Source organism: Ferruginibacter lapsinanis (assembly GCF_020783315.1).
In the GTDB taxonomy this organism is placed as follows: domain Bacteria; phylum Bacteroidota; class Bacteroidia; order Chitinophagales; family Chitinophagaceae; genus Ferruginibacter; species Ferruginibacter lapsinanis.
Genome location: NZ_CP086063.1, coordinates 908005 through 930036, shown reverse-complemented (window position 1 = coordinate 930036; position 22032 = coordinate 908005). Strand labels below are relative to the sequence as shown.

Annotated in this window: 14 protein-coding genes; 11 read left to right on the top strand and 3 right to left on the bottom strand. The window is 37.8% G+C overall.

The window, feature by feature from the left end; genetic code table 11:
* The first annotated feature begins 28 nt into the window (after positions 1-28).
* The gene (locus LK994_RS03985; protein WP_229761592.1) at positions 29-904 is read left to right on the top strand and encodes a cupin-like domain-containing protein; all 876 of its coding nucleotides are present in this window, start codon (positions 29-31) and stop codon (positions 902-904) included.
* Positions 905-907: 3 nt separating this feature from the next.
* On the opposite strand, the gene LK994_RS03980 is transcribed toward LK994_RS03985, so the two are convergent.
* From LK994_RS03980 to ligA, 3 genes are all read right to left on the bottom strand, one after another.
* A complete protein-coding gene (locus LK994_RS03980; RefSeq protein ID WP_229761591.1) occupies positions 908-1570 on the bottom strand; it encodes a DUF2461 domain-containing protein in 663 nt (220 codons plus the stop codon).
* 76 nt (positions 1571-1646) lie between these two features.
* On the bottom strand, positions 1647-2210 hold the full coding sequence (locus LK994_RS03975; RefSeq protein ID WP_229761590.1) for an NUMOD4 domain-containing protein: 564 nt from the start codon (positions 2208-2210) through the stop codon (positions 1647-1649).
* 91 nt (positions 2211-2301) lie between these two features.
* On the bottom strand, positions 2302-4392 hold the full coding sequence (gene ligA, locus LK994_RS03970; protein ID WP_229761589.1) for an NAD-dependent DNA ligase LigA: 2091 nt from the start codon (positions 4390-4392) through the stop codon (positions 2302-2304).
* Between the two features lie 143 nt (positions 4393-4535).
* On the opposite strand from ligA, the gene LK994_RS03965 reads away from it, so the two are divergent.
* The 10 genes from LK994_RS03965 (at position 4536) to tsf (ending at position 21803) form a co-directional block, all read left to right on the top strand.
* Positions 4536-10805: an alpha-amylase family glycosyl hydrolase gene (locus LK994_RS03965; protein WP_229761588.1), complete on the top strand. Its 6270-nt coding sequence runs from the start codon at positions 4536-4538 to the stop codon at positions 10803-10805.
* Between the two features lie 18 nt (positions 10806-10823).
* Entirely contained in the window at positions 10824-11570 is a 747-nt protein-coding gene (locus LK994_RS03960) for an NUDIX hydrolase (protein WP_229761587.1), read from the top strand.
* A gap of 372 nt (positions 11571-11942) precedes the next feature.
* On the top strand, positions 11943-14909 hold the full coding sequence (locus LK994_RS03955; protein ID WP_229761586.1) for a SusC/RagA family TonB-linked outer membrane protein: 2967 nt from the start codon (positions 11943-11945) through the stop codon (positions 14907-14909).
* Positions 14910-14934: 25 nt separating this feature from the next.
* On the top strand, positions 14935-16638 hold the full coding sequence (locus LK994_RS03950; RefSeq protein ID WP_229761585.1) for a RagB/SusD family nutrient uptake outer membrane protein: 1704 nt from the start codon (positions 14935-14937) through the stop codon (positions 16636-16638).
* A 27-nt stretch (positions 16639-16665) separates the two neighbouring features.
* Entirely contained in the window at positions 16666-17520 is an 855-nt protein-coding gene (locus tag LK994_RS03945; protein WP_229761584.1) for a SusE domain-containing protein, read from the top strand.
* A 49-nt stretch (positions 17521-17569) separates the two neighbouring features.
* Positions 17570-18727 carry a SusE domain-containing protein gene (locus tag LK994_RS03940; RefSeq protein WP_229761583.1) on the top strand — a complete coding sequence of 386 codons (1158 nt, stop codon included), beginning with the start codon at positions 17570-17572 and terminating at the stop codon, positions 18725-18727.
* Between the two features lie 288 nt (positions 18728-19015).
* Complete coding sequence (gene rplM, locus LK994_RS03935; RefSeq protein WP_229761582.1) at positions 19016-19459, top strand: 50S ribosomal protein L13; 444 nt, start codon at positions 19016-19018, stop codon at positions 19457-19459.
* Between the two features lie 44 nt (positions 19460-19503).
* Positions 19504-19893 carry a 30S ribosomal protein S9 gene (gene rpsI / locus LK994_RS03930; protein WP_229761581.1) on the top strand — a complete coding sequence of 130 codons (390 nt, stop codon included), beginning with the start codon at positions 19504-19506 and terminating at the stop codon, positions 19891-19893.
* A gap of 115 nt (positions 19894-20008) precedes the next feature.
* Positions 20009-20893 carry a 30S ribosomal protein S2 gene (gene rpsB / locus LK994_RS03925; RefSeq protein ID WP_229761580.1) on the top strand — a complete coding sequence of 295 codons (885 nt, stop codon included), beginning with the start codon at positions 20009-20011 and terminating at the stop codon, positions 20891-20893.
* A gap of 85 nt (positions 20894-20978) precedes the next feature.
* Entirely contained in the window at positions 20979-21803 is an 825-nt protein-coding gene (gene tsf, locus LK994_RS03920) for a translation elongation factor Ts (protein WP_229761579.1), read from the top strand.
* The last annotated feature ends 229 nt before the right edge of the window (positions 21804-22032 follow it).

Below are 22032 nucleotides of genomic sequence, written 5' to 3'. Positions count from 1 at the left end.
ATGTAATTTTGCATCTTAACTATTTGTTATGCAATTACAAGCTGTAGATACGGTTGAAAATATCAGCCCAGAGGATTTTAAAAAAAATTATTACACTGCGATGAAGCCATTGGTTATTAAAGGAATGGCTAAACAATGGCCAGGCTATAACAAATGGAATTGGGATTATTTTATTGATATAGTTGGAGATAAAGAAGTGGGTGTATATAACAATATAAAAAGCGATGCCTATACGCCGATAAATACTGCTGATGATTACATGAAATTTGGAGATTATTTGAAGCAGGTAAAACAAGGGCCTTTGGGATTGAGAATTTTTCTTTTCAATATTTTTCAGCATGCTCCGCAATTGGTAAAAGATTTTACATGGCCGGATGCCTATGCAAAAGGTTTTGTAAAAGGATATCCTATGCTTTTTGTGGGTGGGGAAGGCTCGATTACACATATGCATTTTGATATTGATATGAGTCATATCTTCCATACTCAGTTTATGGGCAAAAAAAGAGTATTACTATTTCCGTTTGAGGAACAACATAAATTGTATCGTAAGCCATGGGAGGTATTAAGTGTGGCTGATTATACCAATTACTACGATAAGTTCGATTATGAAAACTTTCCGGCTACCAAACTGGCAAAGGGGTACGAAGTAATTCTGGAACATGGCGATACATTATTCATGCCGGCGGGTTATTGGCATCATATGGAGTATATCCAGAGTGGTTTTGCAATGAGTTTACGGGCTATGCAAAGCAGTTTGGGTGGTAAACTTAATGGTGTATGGAATTTATTCGGTATGCGTAGTATTGATACATTAATGAAAAAGACGGCGCCTAAATGGTGGTATAACCGTAAACGAAAAAAAGTATATGCACTTGCTGATGAGGCGCTGAAAAAGGGAGGATAACACTTATCCCATCGCTTTATTCATGAAATCTACCAATGGTTTTATCGCTTCAAAGGTTTTAATGATCGCTTTAAAGTTTTTTTGATCGGTCAATGCTGCATCTGATATAGGGCAACTTACTATAAATCCCTTCATTTTTATAAACTCAATGGCAGGGTTGCTTTCATCGTAACCTTTTGGCGGACGAACCAGGGTACCGGGGCTTTCTATTCCATTGGGGAAATATTTTTTAAAGGTTTTATTATTGATGATCGTCTTCCACTCTTCAAAACCATAGTCTATTTCCTGTCTTATATTGTTCAGGTCCTCGGGTTCGGGCATATAACAGCCGCCGGCAATAAAACTTTGTCCTGGCTCCAGATGGAAATAATATCCGGCATCGCTGACTTTTTTACCTCCTTTATTAATAGATGCCCCCATATTTGTTTTATATGGACTTTTATCTTTACTGAACCTAACGTCTCTGTTTATACGAAAAATACAATTCTTTGCGGTGAGTTCAGAAAGTGAAGAATCAAATGTTGACATATCTTTTATCAATGCATCAACAAACGCAATAAAATCTGCTTTGGCTGCATCATATGTTTTCCTGTTTGCATCAAACCAGGATTTGTCATTATTCTTCTTAAGATCTTTTAAAAATTTTATAGTGGATGGGTGTATCATTTTTTTCTTTAAAATTAATAAAAAAGGAATTGCTTTTCAGCAACTCCTTTACTTATAACTTAATACTAATAACTTATTATTTAACCTTACTCCAGTTTTCACCGCTTTTAATTCTATACAAAGTCATTTCACTCACCTTGTACTTTTCGGCAATTTGTTTGTAAGTCAATTTTCTTTTAGGATTTTTGATGGTTTCCTTAATTGCTTTAACCTGTGTGGCAGTGAGTTTTAGCCCTTTACTTTTACTTGCCTGTATTTTTTTGTAAGCAATTTTAGACGGGCTTTTTTGCTGATGTGAACTTACCTCTTCGAGGGTAGCCCATTTTAAATTTTTAAAACTGTTATCATCTTTTTTATGATTAAGATGAATAACATACTTCTGCTTCGGTGAAGTTTTTTTACAGAAAAGCTTAGCCACTTCTCTATGTACATAAATGGTACCATTACCATCAGCTACATGTAAGTTTAAAGTTCTGTATCCGGATGTAAGTGATCCTTTTAAAAGTTTTCCATCTTCAGATACATTATCTGTATAACTCGCTGTTCTTCCGAGCGAAGAGATTGCATATTTTTTTCGAAGATTTTTGTGGCCGCTGAACAGCAATTGTTTCCACGTTTCTCCGGCATTTTTTTTAATCATAACAAGATGATTTTAGTGAATTTTGTAAAGAAATTTCGTTTTTCTGATTTTTGATGACAAGGTTCGGATATAAATATAATTTTTTTTTTTGCTAATTCGAAAGCATTTTTAAAAAATCTTCTTCAGTAAGGATATTTATAGTGGGAATTTTTTTTGCTTTTTCTAACTTACTGCCTGCGTCTGCACCTACAATAAGGTAATTTAGTTTGCTACTAACGCCACCAAGGATATTGCCACCCTTATCCTCTACCATCGCTTCTGCTTCACTTCTTTTTAATTGAGTTAATGTACCGGTAAATAAAAAACTTTTGCCAGCAAAGGTAGTGGATGCCTCGTGTTCCTTCTTTTTGGTATTGGTTAATGAAATGCCCAGCTGTTCAAGCTTTTCTAGCATTTTTAAATTGTCTTCGTTTCGGAAGAATCGATAAATGCTGGCAGATACTTTTACGCCTACATCGTCTAATGCCTGCAGCTGCTCTTCGGTGTAATCAGCAAAATCTGTGAGTTTGGATACAGCGTTTGCCAGTGTTTTTGCTGTCGTCTCTCCAACATAACGGATACCAAGGGCAAATATCAGACGATGCAACGGCTGGCTTTTTGATGCCTCAACAGCTAGCTGTAAATTGTCTATAGATTTTTTACCAAAGCCTTCCAGTTTGGCTACAGCCTCAAAATCGAGCGTATAGATGCCCGGAATATCTTTCAGTAAACCAAGTTCATAAAACTTTCTTACGTTGGCTTCGCCAAAACTTTTTATGTCCATGGCATCTTTACTTACAAAATGAATGATCCTTTCTACCACCTGTGCCTCACAATTAATGTTAATGCACCTCCATACAGCCTCATCTTCCGGCTTGTATAGCTCGTCGTGGCATACCGGACATTTTTTAGGGAAGATAATAGCCTCTTCGGTTCCGGATCGCAATTCAGTTAATGGCTTTACTATATATGGGATCACATCGCCAGCTCTTTCCACCAAAACAGTATCGCCTATACGCAGATCCTTTTCTCTAACCACATCTTCATTAAAAAGAGAAATTGATGAAACGGTAACACCGCCTATTGGCACCGGCTCAATTTTGGCTACCGGTGTAATACTACCGGTACGGCCAACCTGAAATTCTACTTTCAATAATTTACTTGTGGCTTGCCGTGCTTTAAATTTGTATGCAATGGCCCAACGGGGATGATGTGTTGTCATTCCCATTTTATCTTGTAAGGCCAATTCATTTACTTTGATCACCATGCCATCAATTTCGTAAGGCAAACCATCTCTTTTGGCTTCAAACGCCTGTACATAGTTGATAACTCCATCAATTCCTTTTACCACGGTCATTTCCTTAATAGGACTTTTAAAGCCAAGCTGCCAAAGCATTTCGAGCATGCCATAATGTGTTGTTGGCTGCTTATTGCCAGTTGCCAGTTGCCTATTACCTGTTATATAACTTACATGATATAAGAAGGCCTCTAAATTACGTTTCCCCACTTCCTTCGGGTCCTTCATTCTTAAAGATCCTGCAGCGGCATTGCGGGGGTTGGCCAACGGAGGAAGATTTTGTTCAGTTAACTGATCGTTATATTTCTTAAAGTTATTTTTATTGATCAGCACCTCTCCCCTTATTTCGATCTGATCAATACCATACTCAGAAAATTTAGCAGAAAGCGGTACTGATTTTATTTGTTTGATATTATTGGTGATCTCTTCACCTTCTACACCGTCACCTCTGGTGGCTCCCCTGGAGAGCAGGTCATTTTCATAAATAAGAGAGATGCTTGCACCGTCAAATTTTGGTTCAATGCAATATTCAACTGTTTCTAGCCCGGTTAACTCTTTCGCTTTTCTGTCCCAATCCAACAGATCAGCAACATTATAACTGTTTTCCAAACTCAGCATAGGGACCAAATGCTGAATGGTGACAAACGCATTGTTTAAACTACTGCCGACCCTTTGAGTAGGGCTATCGGGTGTAATTAATGTGGGATCGTTCTTTTCAAATTTTTCAAGCTGTTTATATAAATTATCATATTCTGCATCACTGATAAGCGGATCATTCAATATATAATACCTGTATTCGTGAAATCTTAGTATCTCTTTTAAAATAGTAATAGCAGTATTATCCGGATTTTGAAGTGCTGCGGATGTTAAATGCTGTAATTCTTTGGTTTGTGTAGCTGTATACATAAATTTCTGTGTCTGCAAAGTTAGTCCGATAGATATTTTAAAATGCGGTTTTTGTTAAAAAGGCTCATGGTATCAAAAAATACACAATAATCTTTTGCCATATCAACCAATGTGTGTATTTTACACATTAAATTGCTTTTGCCATGAAGAAATATGTACTTCTGTGTGTTGCTTTATTTGTAGTAACTACGTCTTTTTCACAATTACTTACCTGGTCTCCACAGTTTCCGACGGAAACATCATCAATAACTATAACTGTTGATGCCACAAAAGGTAATCAGGGTTTATTAGGTGTAACAAGCGGAGTGTATATGCACATAGGCGTATTGACCAATCTGAGTACAGGAGCAACTCCCTGGAAATATGTACCAGCATCCTGTGTTTGGGGAACAACAACAGCTCCAGCAGCTACGGCGGCCGGAACCAATAAGTGGAGTTTTACAATTAATAACCCAAGAACCTTTTTTGGTGTTCCTGCAGGCGAAACAATTCAAAAGATAGCTGTTCTTTTCAGAGATGGTCCCGGAGCTAAAAAGCAGGCAAATACTGATGGAACAGATATGTATATTCCGCTTTACACAGGAGCTAATAATATTCGTATTACCACACCCATTTCACAACCAACTTACAACAGACTGTTAGAATCAACTCCACCAGCAATTGGAAGTTCAATGCCCGTAACAGCAGAGGCATCAGTAAGTGGAAATCTAACCTTATCATTAAACGGAAATGTTTTTGCAACTACAACCGGAACTACCATTAGTGGTAATGCTACAGTGGCAGCAGGAAATAACCAGATCATTGCGTCTTTGAATGGGGTGGCTTATGATACTATTAATTTTTTCAAATCCATTGCCACAGTGAATGCGCCCAAACCAGCCACGGCTGTAGAAGGGATCAATTATTATAATTGTACAGATTCACTCACCCTGGTTTTGTATGCGCCTAATAAAACAAGTTGTATGTTATTGGGTGATTTTGCAGGAAGCAACTGGGCTCCTCAGGCACAATATCAAATGTACAAGGATGGGAATTATTTTTGGATAACCCTGCATGGGCTTACTCCCGGTACTGAATATGCATATCAGTATCTTGTAGATAATACAATTTATGTGGCAGATCCGTATTGTGAAAAAATTCTTGATCCCTGGAATGATTCACATATTAATCCAAACTCTTACCCTAACTTAAGGCCATACCCTTCGCAGGCTGCAGGTAACACCAATGGGTATGTAAGTGTGTTACAAATTTGCGAACCTCAATATAACTGGAATGTTACTAATTTCTCCAAGCCGGATAGTAAACAATTGATTGTTTATGAATTATTGGTAAGAGATTTTGTAAAACTAAATCCGCCAGGTTCAGGCTATGATAGTATAGGAAATTTTCAAGCCGTCATCGATTCAATTAACTACTTAAAAAGTCTTGGGATAAATGCGGTAGAACTAATGCCTGTACAGGAATTTAGCGGTAATCAAAGCTGGGGGTATAATCCTACATTTTACTTTGCTCCCGATAAAGTATATGGTTCAAAAAATAAATTAAAAGAGCTGATAGATCTGTTACATCAAAATGGAATGGCCGTTATTTTAGATGTAGTATACAATCAGGAAGATGCATATAACACACCGCATGGCAAATTGTATTGGGATGCGGTAAACAACAGGCCGGCAACTAACAATCCCTGGCTAAACCCTACGGCTCCTCACATGTTTAGTGTGTTCAATGATTTTAATCACAGTTCTGCTGCAACTCAGTATTTTGTAAAAAGAAATTTAGAACATTGGTTGAAAGAATATAAAGTTGATGGTTTCAGATTTGATCTGGTTAAAGGCTTTACACAAAATTCCGGAACAGAAGGTACATACGACGCCAGCAGGGTTGGTTATATGCAAGGCTATAAAGATTATGTAAATAATAAAGGATACTCACCGTATTTCATATTAGAATTTTTAGGTGCATTAAGCGAAGAGCAGGATTATGTAAACAGAGGTATGTTGCCCTGGCGTAAAATGACCGATCCTTATAATGAAAACACAATGGGGCAAACAGGGAATAAAAACATTGGTAATGTAATGTGGAATTACAACAACCAGGTTTCTTCACCCGGATTAGTTGGGTATATGGAAAGTCATGATGAAGAGCGTTTAATGGCTAAGAACTTACTGTATGGAGCTTCTTCCGGTCCTTATAATGTAAAAACATTGGCAACTGCATTGGAAAGAATGGAAGCTGCAGGTGCGGTATTTTTCACTGTTCCGGGGCCAAAAATGATCTGGCAATTTGGTGAAATGGGATACGATTATTCTATCGGTTACGGAGGATCTAATGTATCTAATAAACCACCAAGATGGGATTATCTAACAAATGCAGACCGCAAACATTTGTATGATGCATGGGCTAAAATGATCAAGTTCAGAACGGATAATCCTTCCGTTTTTACGAGTACCCCTTCTGCATATGATTTTGGAGGCGGTTATTTAAAAACACTACAAATTGGTGATGCAACTACTAAAGTGGCAGTTGTCGCTAACTTTGGAATAACTACCCAATCTGTTACATTGAGTTTTCAAAAAACAGGAGGTTGGTATAATTTGATCAGCAATAATACCACTGGAACCGGCTCTACAACAGCAGGTCTTAATGGAATTACCGGCAGCACTTTTACTATTACAAATGCAAGCCAAACAATTAATTTAGCTCCTGGAGAATATCATATTTATGTATCAGTACCTCCTTGTACTTCAGCTAATCCTACAGTAGTAACACCAATATCCTATTGCCAAAATTCAATAGCACAATCACTAACAGCTACGGGTAGCGGACTATTATGGTACACAACGCCAACAAACGGCACTGGTGTAGCTACGCTTACACCATCTACAACCACTGCAGGAGGAACAACATATTATGTTACTCAAACAACCGGAGGATGTAGCGAAAGCCAAAGAGTTTCTTTGGTAGTAAATATTACAGCGGCTCCCGAGCAGCCCACGGCTTCGGTAACAACAGCGCCTACCTGTACAACACCAACAGGAACCATTACCGTAACAGCACCAACCGGGGCAAATATCCGTTATTCAATAAACGGAACAGATTATACAAATACGAATGGTGTGTTTACAGGTTTAACGCCTGGCACCAGCTATAATATTACCGCAAAAGATATCAACTCAACTTGTGTATCTGTAGTAAGGTCTGTAGCAGTTCCTGCAGTTCCGGGAGCACCGGCGACTCCACAGGTGAGTGTGACGCAAGCTACGTGTACAGTTGCCACAGGAACCGTGACAATTACCTCTGATAAAACAGGGTTGACATTTAGCAGTAACGGCGTAGATTACACGAATGCAAGTGGTGTATTCACAATTGCAGCAGGAACAGCATATAGTATTACAGCGAAAAATTCATCCGGCTGTGTTTCAACTCCTGTGACGGGAACATTGAATGCACAACCAATCACGCCAACAGCTCCACAAGTAAGTATAACAGAACCAACCTGTACAACAGCTACAGCAACGATAACAGTTACCTCTGATAAAACAGGACTTGTTTTCAGTAGTAACGGCGTAGATTATACGAATACCAGTGGAGTATTTGCAAATATAAATGCCGGTGCTGCATACAGCATCACAGCAAAAACGATCAACGGAGGTTGTGTTTCACCAGCCAGAACGGGAACGATCACAGCTCAACCGAATGTTCCGGGACAACCGACTGCATCCGTAACAACAGCGCCTACCTGTATAGCTCCAACGGGAACTATAACGGTAACAGCTCCAACAGGTAGCAATATCCGTTACTCAATCAACGGGACAGATTACACAAATACAAATGGCGTATTTACAGGTTTAACACCGGGCACCAGTTATAATATCACGGCGAAGGATATCAACTCAACTTGTGTATCTGTAATAAGATCAGTAACAGTTCCGGCAGTTCCGGGAGCACCGGCAACGCCACAGGTGAGTGTGACACAAGCAACCTGTACAGTTGCTACAGGAACGGTGACAGTTACCTCTGATAAAACAGGGTTAACGTTTAGTAGTAACGGGGTAGATTACACGAATACAAATGGGGTGTTTACGATTGCTGCCGGTGCTGCATATAGCATCACTGCAAAAAATTCAGCCGGCTGCGTTTCATCTCCAGCAACAGGAACATTGAATGCACAACCTGTAACTCCGGCGGCACCGCTGGTGGATGTCACTCAACCAACCTGTACAACAGCCACAGCAACTATAACCATCACATCTGACAAAACCGGATTGGTGTTTAGTAGCGACGGAACGAATTATACAAATACTTCAGGAGTTTTTAGTAATATTCTTGCAGGATCTTCTTATAGTATTACTGCTAAAACAATAAATGGTGGTTGTGTATCTCCTGCCAGAACAGGAACGGTTAATGTACAGCCAAATGTGCCTACCCAACCCACAGCTTCAGTAACAACAGCGCCAACTTGTATTGCACCAACAGGAACAATAACTGTAACAGCACCAACCGGGGCAAATATCCGTTATTCAATAAACGGAACAGATTATACAAATACGAATGGCGCGTTTACAGGTTTAACACCTGGCACCAGCTATAATATTACCGCAAAAGATATCAACTCAACTTGTGTATCAGTAGTAAGGTCTGTAGCAGTTCCTGCAGTTCCGGGAGCACCTGCGGCTCCACAGGTGAGTGTAACGCAAGCTACGTGTACAGTTGCCACAGGAACGGTGACAGTTACCTCTGATAAAACAGGATTAACATTTAGCAGTAACGGGGTAGATTACACGAATACAAGCGGAGTATTTACAATTGCAGCAGGAACAGCATATAGTATTACGGCTAAAAATTCATCCGGCTGTGTTTCAACTCCAGTGACGGGAACATTGAATGCACAACCAATCACGCCAACAGCTCCACAAGTAAGTATAACAGAACCAACCTGTACAACAGCTACAGCAACGATAACAGTTACCTCTGATAAAACAGGACTTGTTTTCAGTAGTAACGGCGTAGATTATACGAATACCAGTGGAGTATTTGCAAATATAAATGCCGGTGCTGCATACAGCATCACAGCAAAAACGATCAACGGAGGTTGTGTTTCACCAGCCAGAACGGGAACGATCACAGCTCAACCGAATGTTCCGGGACAACCGACTGCATCCGTAACAACAGCGCCTACCTGTATAGCTCCAACGGGAACTATAACGGTAACAGCTCCAACAGGTAGCAATATCCGTTACTCAATCAACGGGACAGATTACACAAATACAAATGGCGTATTTACAGGTTTAACACCGGGTACCAGTTATAATATCACGGCGAAGGATATCAACTCAACTTGTGTATCAGCCGTAAGATCAATAGTGGTGCCGGTTATTCCAGGAGCACCGGCAACGCCACAGGTGAGTGTGACTACAATAACCTGTACGATTACTACAGCAACGATAACAGTAACTTCTGATAAAACCGGTTTAACATTCAGTAGTAACGGGGTAGATTACACGAATACAAGTGGAATATTTACAAATATAAATGCCGGAGCTGCTTATAGTATTACAGCAAAAAATTCAGCCGGCTGTGTTTCATCTCCTGCGACAGGGAATGTTGCATCAATTCCGGGGCCGCCAAATCCTCCGGGAGTAATTTCTCCAATCAATTATTGTCAGAATGCAACAGCTTCTGCTTTAACAGCTACCGGTACAGGATTAAAATGGTATACATCTCCAACCGGGCAAAGTAGTACTTCAAGCATAATACCATCTACCAGCTTATCCGGTAGTACTATCTATTACGTTAGTCAAACTACTGATTGTGGAGAAAGCCAAAGAGCACAAATAATTGTGAATGTAAACGAAACACCTTCAGCTCCTACCGGACTGAATACGACCGGAATCACCAACGTTGCGGCCATTGTTTCCTGGTCCAACGTAGTGGGGGCAAGTTCTTACACAGTAGAATACAAATTAACAAGTGCTGTTAATTGGACTGCATTGGCAAATCCTGTAACAGGCCTGTCTATAACGATATCCGGATTAACAGCTACTACAAGTTACGATTGGAGAGTGAGGGCCAACTGTGATGCAAATAACGGGGGGGCTTATTCTTCAGCGCAATTCACCACAAATTCATTTAGCATAAATAATCTTAGAAACGGCTTAGGTATAATGGTCTATCAAAACCCTGTTACCCCGGCCAGTAAACTAGCTTATATAGTTCCGGCAGATGGCAATTGTTCAATTATATTGTATAATTCTTTCGGACAAAAAATAAAAGTAATTTTGAACCAAAATGTATTAAAAGGACAATATGAAATAAGCATGGCAGATCTGGTTCAACAATTATCACATGGAACTTATTTCCTAAAAATCAGACAAGGAAATTTGACAAATTTTACTAAATTCATTAAACCTTAACAACCCATATTACTTTACATGGAACATCAATTGTCACATAAAAAAGCCAGCGCAAAGAACACCAAGACATTACAGATCATTCAATCTGAATTTGAAAACAGTAACCGTATTGCCTTATCAGTTGACTGTGTGATTTTTGGATTTGACGAAAATAAATTAAAGGTATTATTGATCCGAAGTGATCTGACCAATTACAAAGGCAAGTGGTCTCTACTGGGAGATCTGGTAGGTCCAACGGAAGATCTTAGAAATGCGGCTTATCGGGTATTAAAAGAACGTACAGGATTAAACGATCTGTATCTGGAACAAGTGAAAACATTTGGTACAGTAGGAAGGCACCCGGTTGGAAGGGTTGTAACGGTAGCGTATTGCTCATTGATAAATGTTCAACATCATAAATTAAATATTTTAGATAACGAATTACATTGGCACGACATCAAGAATGTAACTGATCTGGCGTTTGACCATCAGGAAATTTTTGACACCTGCTTAAGCCAGTTACAGAAAAGAGTACAAGAGCATCCGCTCGGATTTAGTTTGCTTCCTAAAAAGTTCTCTTTGAGGGAGTTGCAAAATCTGTATGAGGCCATTTTAGACGTCAAAATGGATAGACGAAATTTCCGCAAAAAGTTTTTTGCCATGGACTTTTTAATCGATACCGGAGAAATGGAACAGGATGTTCCACATCGTCCGGGGAAACTCTATAAATTTAATTATGAGAAGTACGAAAAGAAAAAGAAAAAGTGGAGTGGTATTGATTTTTAAGTCAATTTTTTAAATAAAAAGTTGTAGAAATGCAGCAATTTATAGCAAGTTATTGTCATTAAATCGATTAACCTCTGACGTCTGTTTAATACCTTCCTAAGAAAATAAAATAAAAACTTTAACAAATATTTGATTTATCAAAAAAACGCTTAATATTGTGTAAAATTTACACTTCCTACTTAGTGTATTTTTTACACACATCATAATCAAACAACTTTACAAACGATAATGTTTGTTTATGAAATGACGATGAACACGCTTGTATATGAAAAAGGGATCCCGGTGCTTGTTACCACCCTCTCCATCTCAGCTTACGTTCTTAAGCATTTCATCAATCATTAAAAACGAAAAACTATGCAGATGAAAAAGAGCATGAAAAAAATCTCTAAGTTTTTATCGGGAACGTTTGCGTTTTTGTTGCTTTCTATGGCAGCGATGGCGCAAAATGTTGTTTCCGGTAAAGTAACCGACAGCAAAGATGGATCTCCGGCTGTTGGTGTAACTGTTACGGTTAAGGGCACTACTGTTGCTACTAAGACCGATGCTAACGGGGTTTATAGAATAAGCGCCCCTTCGCCAAACCCTGTTTTGGTGTTTACGTCTACTGAATTTGGCAGACAAGAATTACGAACAACAGGACCTTCAGGAGATATAGGACTGGTAAAATCTACGCAGAATCTGGGAGAAGTTGTAGTGGTAGGGTATGGTACTGCGAAAAAGAAAGATTTGACCGGTGCTGTAAATGTGGTTTCACAAAAAGATTTCCAAAAGGGTGCTATCACAACTCCCGAGCAAATGATTGCTGGTAAAGTTGCAGGTGTATCTATCATATCAAATAGTGGTAAACCTGGTTCAGGAAGTACGATCCGTGTGCGGGGAGGTTCTTCTTTGAATGCAAGTAATAACCCGTTAATAGTAATTGATGGAGTACCTCTTCCGGATCTGGGTGATGCAATTAATGGAGCAGCCAATCCGTTAAGTTTGATCAACTCAAATGATATTGAGTCATTCACTATTTTAAAAGATGCATCAGCAGCAGCTATATATGGTACAAGAGCTGCCAATGGTGTAATTCTTATTACTACTAAAAAAGGTAGAGGAGGGAAACTTAAAGTAGCATTCAGCTCTGTTAACTCAATAGCCAGTGTTATTAAAAATGTAGATGTATTAAGTGCGGATGAGATAAGAACAATAGTAAATGCAAATGGTACAGCAGCTCAAAAAGCTTCTTTAGGTACAGCAAATACAAACTGGCAGGATGTAATTTACAGAACTGCAATTTCCACCGATAATAATATTAGTCTTACAGGAGGAATTGAGGGTTTACCATACAGGGTATCGCTTGGTTACCAAAACCAACAAGGGGTGGTAAAAACTGATAATCTCGAAAAGATAAGTTTGGCTTTAGCGCTTAATCCTAGTTTTTTTAATAATCATCTTAAAATTGATGTTAATCTTAAAGCAATTGCGCAAAACACCCGTTTTGCAGCAGATGTAATTGGTTCGGCTATAGGATATGATCCTACTCAACCAATATACTCTGGTAACAACAGGTATGGCGGGTATAAAGAATATACAAACCCTGATGGATCATTGCAGTTGAATGCAGGAAGAAATCCTTTGGGTCTGTTGGAACAAAGATTCGATAACCAACATCCAAAAAGAAGTGTTGGTAATATTCAATTCGATTATAAATTCCATTTCTTACCTGAGTTGAGAGCTAATCTTAATCTTGGATATGATATTTCAAGAAACCACGGGTTAGTAAAGGTTTCAGATAGTGCAGCTCAGGATTATTTTTCCGGAGGAACTATGAGTGTTGGTCAGCAAGATAAAAACAACTCTTTACTTGAGTTTTATCTGAATTATGCTAAAGATTTGAAATCAATAAAAAGCAGGATAGATGTTACTGGTGGTTATTCTTACAATAATTATACTACTACCAATTACAACTTTATTGGTTTAAATGCAAAAGGACAGAAAAAATCGGCTAGCGATTATGTTCTATATGCTTACGATAAACCAGCTAACAGATTAATATCGTTCTTTGGTAGAGCTATTTATACTTTTAATGACAAATATATTCTTACCGGAACATTACGTCGTGATGGTTCTTCAAGATTTGCTCCTGATTACAGATGGGGAACATTCCCTTCTGTGGCATTAGCCTGGAGAATGAAGGATGATTTCTTTAAAAACAGCAGTACAGTATCAGATCTTAAACTTCGTCTTGGATATGGTGTTACAGGTCAACAAGATGGTATTGGTAACTATAACTATTTAGCATATTATTCAACAGCGGGTTTAAATGCATCAGCGCAATTTGGTAATGATTATGTACAAGGTGTTAGACCAGGTGGTGTAACAGGAGATTTGAAATGGGAAGAAACATCTACTTCAAACATCGCCTTAGACTTTGGATTCTTGAACAATCGCATTTCAGGTAGTGTTGATTTTTACTTGAAAAAAACCAAAGACTTGTTGAACAGTGTACCTCAGGCAGTAGGATCTAATTTTTCTGCTTACGCACTTAAAAATGTAGGTAGCATGGAAAATAAAGGGGTTGAGTTTAATTTGAATGTACAACCAATACGTACCAGAGATATGACTTGGGATGCAAACTTCAATATTACTTACAATAAAAATACCATCACTAACCTAACAGTGATACCTAACGATCCTAATTACCTTGGTTTCCCTTCTTATAATTTAGCAGGAACATCAGGCTTCGCCTATATTAATGCTGTAGGATCTCCAAAAAATACTTTCTATCTATACAAACAAGTATATGATCAGGCTACGGGTAAACCAATCGAGGGTTTATTTGAAGATCTGAACAGAGATGGAATCATCAATGATCAGGATAAGTATAAAGGCAAAACTGCAGATCCTAACATTTACATGGGCTTTAGTACAAACTTCTCCTACAAAAAATGGAATGCCGGGTTTGTAATGCGTTCAAGTTTGAACAACTATGTGAATAATAACATTTTCAGTAATATGGGAAGATTGAGTACTATAGTTGGAGGAACAGTTGTAACTAACGGGTCTAAAAATTATTTAGAAACAGGATTTACCGGAAGCGTATCACAATTACAGGGATCAAGTGATTTCTACCTTGAAAATGCTTCTTTCTTGAGAATGGACAACTTTAATGTAGGGTATAATGTAGGAAGTGTATTTAATAACAAAGCTACATTACGTACTTCTCTGACAGTTCAAAATGTATTCGTTATCACTAAATACAGAGGATTAGATCCTGAGATCAGTAGTGGTGTTGATAATAATTTTTATCCAAGACCAAGAGTGTTCTCTTTAGGTTTAAATCTTGACTTTTAATAACTCATTGTACAAATAAATTTATATGAAAAATAATATTTTAAAGTCGGTTGTTGCACTAAGCTTAGTTATTGCGATTTCCAGTGGTTGTACCAAATTGGATCTACGACCTACTAATGACAAACTTGCGGATGATATTTATAAAACCGCATTGGGATACAGATCAGCTTTTGCTAAAGTGTATTCTTCCATGCAAAACACCGGTAATACGGGAGGTAGCGGGAGCAGGGATATTTCTCAGGAAGTAATCAGTGATGAAGGTAACTCTGATTTTCTGCGTATGTTCTGGTATTTGCAATGTCTCTCTACAGACGAAGCCGGTTGGACATATTACAAAGACACCGATCCTTTGGGTATACATCAAATGAGTTGGTCTGCTTCAAATGCAACAGTAGCTGGGTTATTTTACCGTAGTTATTTCCAGATCACTTTATGTAATGATTTTATTCGTCAGTCGTCTGATGCAAAACTTGCTGAAAGAGGGATCACTGGAACTGATGCAGATAATATACGTATGTATAAACAAGAAGCCCGTTTTTTAAGGGCCTATCAATATTGGGTATTGATGGATCTGTTTGGAAGTGTTCCGTTTGCAACAGAAGCTAATGCAATAGGTGCCGGATTGCCATCACAGATCAGTCGTAAAGATCTTTTTGCTTACGTTGTATCAGAATTAAAAGATCTTTCAACGTTATTAAAAGCTCCTAGAACAAATGAATATGGCCGTGTTGACAGAGCTGCTGCCTGGGCTTTATTATCAAGAGCGTATTTGAATGCAGAAGTATATAAAGACACGGTGGATGTTCATCTGTATGACAGTTGTATTGTGTATAGCAAAAAAGTAATAGATGAAGGTGGATACAGTCTGCATAATAACTACAAAGAATTAATGTTGGCAGATAATAACAGACTTACCAATGAGTTCATTTATGCGATTCCTTATGATGGTACATATGGCCAAAACTATGGTGGAACAACATTTTTAGTGCATGGTCCGGCTGGGGTAGAAAAAGAGGTTTCCGGTACTAACGGAAGCTGGAATTGTATAAGGATCACACAACAATTTGTTAGTCTTTTTGATAGTAAAGATATCCGTGGTCAATTCTATGATGGTAAGGTTAAGGAACCAGATCCTTCAACCGGTAAAGTTGATAGCCAATTAATAAATATGACAGTATTGTTGGGAGAATCTAAATACGGTTATTCTTCTTTCAAATTCAGAAACACTACTACTGAAACATTGAATGACCCAACTCCGATTATTGGTACAGGGAAATGGATCAATGTTGGCGGAAAAGCTCCTCATGCAGACCCTGCTGGTAACTTCTCTGACGTAGATTTTCCTTTATTCAGATTAGCTGAAGTGTATCTGAATTTTGCGGAAGCAGTGGTACGTCGTGGATCTTCAGGTCCAGATAATACAGTAGCGCTGGATTATCTGAATCAATTAAGTAAAAGAGCCCGTCCTAGCGATCCTAACGGTAATACTATTTCTGAGTTAACACTACCATATATCTTGGCAGAAAGAGGAAGAGAAATGATGTGGGAATGTTGTAGAAGAACTGACCTGATCAGGTTTAAAAAATTCACTAGTGGTGATTATTTATGGGCATGGAAAGGCGGTGTTGTAAACGGTACAGGTGTAGATAGCAAATACAATCTTTACCCAATTCCGGCTACAGAATTGTCTTCTAATCCAAATATTAAACAAACTGTTCAAGGATATTAATCTCTTACTAAACAAAACATATCAATAATGAAAAATATTTCAAAACTGATTATCGCTCTGCTTTTAGTTTTAGTTGGAGTGTCATCATGTAAAAAAGAAGAAAACAAGATATACTATACGGGAGGCACTGCGCCTGTACTACAATTGGTAAATCTTTATTCAGGGAGTTCCGAGCATCTTATGCTGTTAAAGGCAGATGAGGACAAACCGGCTCTTAATATCAAATGGACCAATCCTGAGTATACATTTACTACGGGGGTAAGTTCACAGGATGTTAACTATGTACTGGAAATGGATTCAAGTGGAGCAGGCTTCACAAATCCCAATGCAAAAATATACGCTCAGGCAATTGACTTAAATGTGGTATACACTGTTAAAGAGTTGAATGCAATGATTGTTAATCTGAATCTCGATACTTCTGTAGAAAAAAAGTTGGATTTCAGGGTAACTTCTACTTTGAAAGAGCCTTCTGCAGCAGGATATTTTCCTTTTGTTTCAGAAATCAAAAGTATCTGGGTTAAAACATATTACATCCCACCTCCACCACCTCCAACTTTATGGATAACAGGAGAGGCTTGTCCTTCAAATTGGACAAATGCACCACCATCAAGTCAACAATTTACTTGGATAAGTGCAAAGAAATTTGAAATAACGATGGATTTACCTTCAAGTAAGTACTATAAATTCTTAACAAAGAATGGTGCTTGGCAACCTCAGTGGGGTATTCCTAAAGGAACTACAGCAGACCCAATGGGAGGTCCATTGGATGTAAATGATGGTACAACAAGTGATCCTGATGCAATTCCATCACCAGCTACCGCAGGAACATATAAAATAGAGGTTAATTTGGCTACAAGAACGTTCAAACTAACAAAATTGTAAAACAGCCTAACTAAAAATTATAAGATACTTTAATTATTAAATTTTTTTTATGAAACATACTTTCAAACTCTTTGCAATTTTAGTAGGCTTAGTTGCAACATTTGCATCTTGCGATAAGGCCGATGATCTGCAATCGTATGCTAAAGGACTAAAACCTGCTTTAGTTAGTTCGGTTACCACAGTAGCCGCAACATCTACGCAGGCAGAAGACACTGTGCTTACTTTTACATGGGAAGATCCTAAGTTGGGAACATCTTTAGCACATCAAAAATTTGTGATAGAAATGGATCCTTCTACACCAGCAACTTTTGCTAACCCAATTAAAAGCGAAGCTATATTCGGTAAATTTTCTAAAGCATACAAAGCAAAAGAACTTAATGCAATGTTATTAGCTTGGGGATTTGCGTTCAATACAGCACATGATATATCAATAAGACTGGTTTCTTCTTATGGTAATAACAATGATCTGTCTTATTCTACTCCAATTACTGTAAGAATGACTCCGTACAAGATTCCTCCAAAATATACAGTACCGTCAAAATTGTTTATCGTTGGAGGTTTTGCAGATCCATATTTCTGGAACAATTCATCCTCTAATGCACCAAGAAGTCAATTTGCACAAATTGATGAAACAACATTCGGAGGTGTTTTCCAATTCGCTTCATCACAGGGGTATTTGTTATTACCTGTAAATGATGGTGTTTGGGATAATAAATATGGTGGAACAGGAACAACGAATGGCAGTAATGATCCGGCAGGAGACACCTTTAAACCACAAGGAAGTGATCTGGTTTCACCTGCAACAGCGGGTTCATATAAAGTTACTTTTGATTTCCAATTCGGAACCTTTACAGTGGTACCTTCTTCTATACCTGAATTTGACGGGTTATATATTACCGGAAGCGCTACAGCAAGTAACTGGACAAATGACCCTCCATCTAATCAAAAATTCACCAGATTAAATGCTGTTGAATATGAATTGACCGTTGCTTTAACTCCGGGAAATCAATATAAGTTCTTAGTTAGACCAACAGCAACTTCTGCACCCGATTGGCATCCGCAATTAGGCAGTACAAGTTCTACCGGTGGTGCATTACAATATGCCACTCCAGGCGATTCTCCTACAATGGACTCACCTGCCGAAGCTGGTAATTATAAAATTCATGTGAACACTTATACAGGACTTTACACTATTACCAAAGTATAGTAATTATTATAGTTTTTATAAAAAGGCTGCTATTTTTAGCAGCCTTTTTGCATATTTGAGGGTATGATATTAAATAGTTGTCAAAAAATTTACTGAAAATCAATTTGTTATAAAGGTTCGGTAAAAAATAATCCCTTGTTTTGTAGGAAATTAATATTCATCATGCTACCTTCGCACTCCTAAAAAAAGAATCGACCTTTTTGTATTGATCTTTTACGGGAGAGCCTTTGGGATAGCAAAAGCTCTTATTTCTAAAATCGCTTCTTTATCGGAGCAAAAAATAAAACAATGAGTAAACTACATTTCACCACCAAACATGCAAACGAGGCTACCGTTACACACAATTGGTATGTAATAGATGGTACTAATCAAACCGTTGGACGTATGTGTTCAAAAATTGCAGCTGTATTGCGTGGCAAAAACAAAGCTTATTACACTCCTCACGTTGATTGCGGAGATAATGTAATTGTAATTAACTGCGAAAAGGTAAAACTTACCGGTAACAAAATGGACGAAAAAATTTATGATCATTTTACTGGATATCCTGGTGGTCGTAAAGAAGAGATCGCCAAAGATCTACAAAAACGCAGACCTGAAGTGCTTATCGAAAGAGCAGTAAAAGGTATGCTACCTAAAAACAGATTAGGTCGCAAAATGTATAAAAAATTATTTGTGTATGCAGGTGCTGAGCATCCGCACACTTCACAAAAACCTGCCGAATTAAAATTTTAAAACATTGCATTAATCTAAAAAATTAATGCGTTAAGCATAATAACATGGAAAAACAAAAAAATGCAGTTGGTCGCCGTAAAGAAGCCGTAACAAGGGTTTTTTTAAGTAAAGGTGATGGTAAAATAACTGTTAACGGAAAGGATTATAAAAATTACTTCCCGTTAGTATACCTGCAAAATCAACTTGAAGCTCCTTTGAAAACAGTAGAGGCTTCAGATAAATTTGATATAGTTGTAAATGCACAAGGTGGCGGTGTTAAAGGCCAGGCAGAAGCAGCTAAATTAGGTATTGCACGTGCTTTATTAGAAGTAAGTGCAGACTATCGTCCTGTATTAAAAGCAGCCGGGTTGCTTAAAAGAGATTCAAGATCAGTTGAACGTAAAAAACCAGGTCGCAAAAAAGCAAGAAGAAGCTTCCAGTTCAGCAAACGTTAATATTATTAGTTTCCAGTTCTTAGTTTTTAGTTCTCAGTCAATAAACTCGGCGAACTAAAAACTAAAAACCAGGAACTAAGAGAACAATTTTTAAAAACTACTTCAATAATATACAATGGAAAATAATACTTCCTTACAACAACAGCTTTTAGAAGCAGGCGTACACTTCGGACATTTAAAGAAAAAGTGGAATCCTAAAATGTTGCCATACATTTTTGCTGAGAAAAAAGGCATTCACATTATCGACTTGAATAAAACCGTAGAAGGTTTACAAGAAACTGCAGCTGCATTGAAATCAATTGCAAAAAGCGGAAAAAAAATAATGTTTGTTGCTACAAAAAAACAAGCAAAAGAAATCGTTTCTGATTGCGCTAAGCGTGTTAATATGCCTTACGTTACTGAACGTTGGTTAGGTGGTATGCTTACTAACTTTAATACTGTTCGTAAGAGTGTTAAAAAAATGCAGAGCATCGAAAAAATGTTGAATGACGGAAGTATTGATAATCTTACTAAAAAAGAAAGATTAACACTTACACGTGATAAAGACAAAATGGAGAAAGTATTGGGTGGTATCGCACAGATCAGTCGTGTACCGGCCGCAATATTTTTAGTTGATATTGGTCACGAACATATCGCTTTGGCTGAAGCAAAACGTTTGAACATTACCACTTTTGGTATGGTTGATACGAATTGTGATCCTAATAAAATTGATTTCGCTATTCCTGCAAATGATGATGCAACAAAATCAATCGCAATAATTGCTAACTATATTACAGCAGCAATTGCCGAAGGTTTATCTGAACGTCAGGCAGAAAAAGACGAGGATGACAGCAGCAGCGATGCAGAAGAATCTGCAGAAGCAAAAGCGGCTCGTTTTGAACAAAAAGTTGATGGTAGCGAAGACAGAAACAGACGTGGTGGCGGTAAAGGAGTAGCAGCTCAACCAAAAAGAAGAGTGCCTGGTCCTGCGGCAGGTGGTAGAAAACCAGCTGGAAAATAGTTGGAGGGTTATGGTTTGAAGTTGGACGTTTGATGTTATCGAACCTCTCCAATTTTTAATTTTTAATTTTTAATTTTTAATTTTCATGAGTGCAACAATAACAGCCGCAGATATTAATAAATTACGTCAAACTACCGGAGCCGGTATGTTAGACTGTCGTAAAGCTTTAACAGAAAGCAATGGTGATTTTGAAGCAGCCATCGACTGGTTGCGTAAACAAGGGCAAAAAGTTGCTGCAAAACGTAGCGACAGAGAAGCTAAAGAAGGTGTAGTATTAGCTAATACTACAGCAGATAACAAAGCAGGTATCGTATTATGCATCAGCTGCGAAACTGATTTCGTAAGCAAGAATGCAGAGTTTGTTGCTTTTGCACAAGGTATTGCTGATGCAGCGATCGCTAATAATGTAAAAACTGCAGAAGAATTGAATGAAGTATCAGTTAACGGCGCTAAAGTTGCTGATCTGATCAATGATAAATTAGCTGCAATTGGCGAAAAAATTGCTATCTCAAGATTCGAAAGAATTGATGCAGAATTTGTAGCTAGTTATATACATGGTGCTAACCGCATGGGTGTTTTAGTAGGATTTAATAAACCAGCTGCCGAAGCAGGAAAAGATGTTGCTATGCAAATTGCGGCAATGAATCCATTAGCAGTTGATGAATCATCTATTGCTCCTGAAACTATAGCAAGAGAAAAAGATATCGCTATCGAACAAATAAAAGCAGAAGGGAAACCAGCTGAGATGGCAGAAAAAATTGCTATCGGTAAAGTAAATAAATTCTTAAAAGAAAATACTTTGTTAGCTCAACCTTTTGTAAAAGATAATGCAAAATCAGTATCAGATTTTCTAAAATCTATCGATGCAGATTTAAAAGTTATCGAATTTAAAAGAGTTGCGTTAGGATAAATTATTCTTACGATAAAATTAAAAGGCCGCTCAAAATGAGCGGCCTTTTAATTTTTTTAATTAATGAAACCTAATGATTTAATTTTCGCAGAAAACTATAAGTACTACAGCCGGTATTTACATCATAAATCAATTTGTAATTGATATTTAAAAAAGAGAAATAGTAGTAATTTAAAAACATAATAATATACAAGCAGGTAAAATTATCTTTGTCACTTTAGTGTGTTTT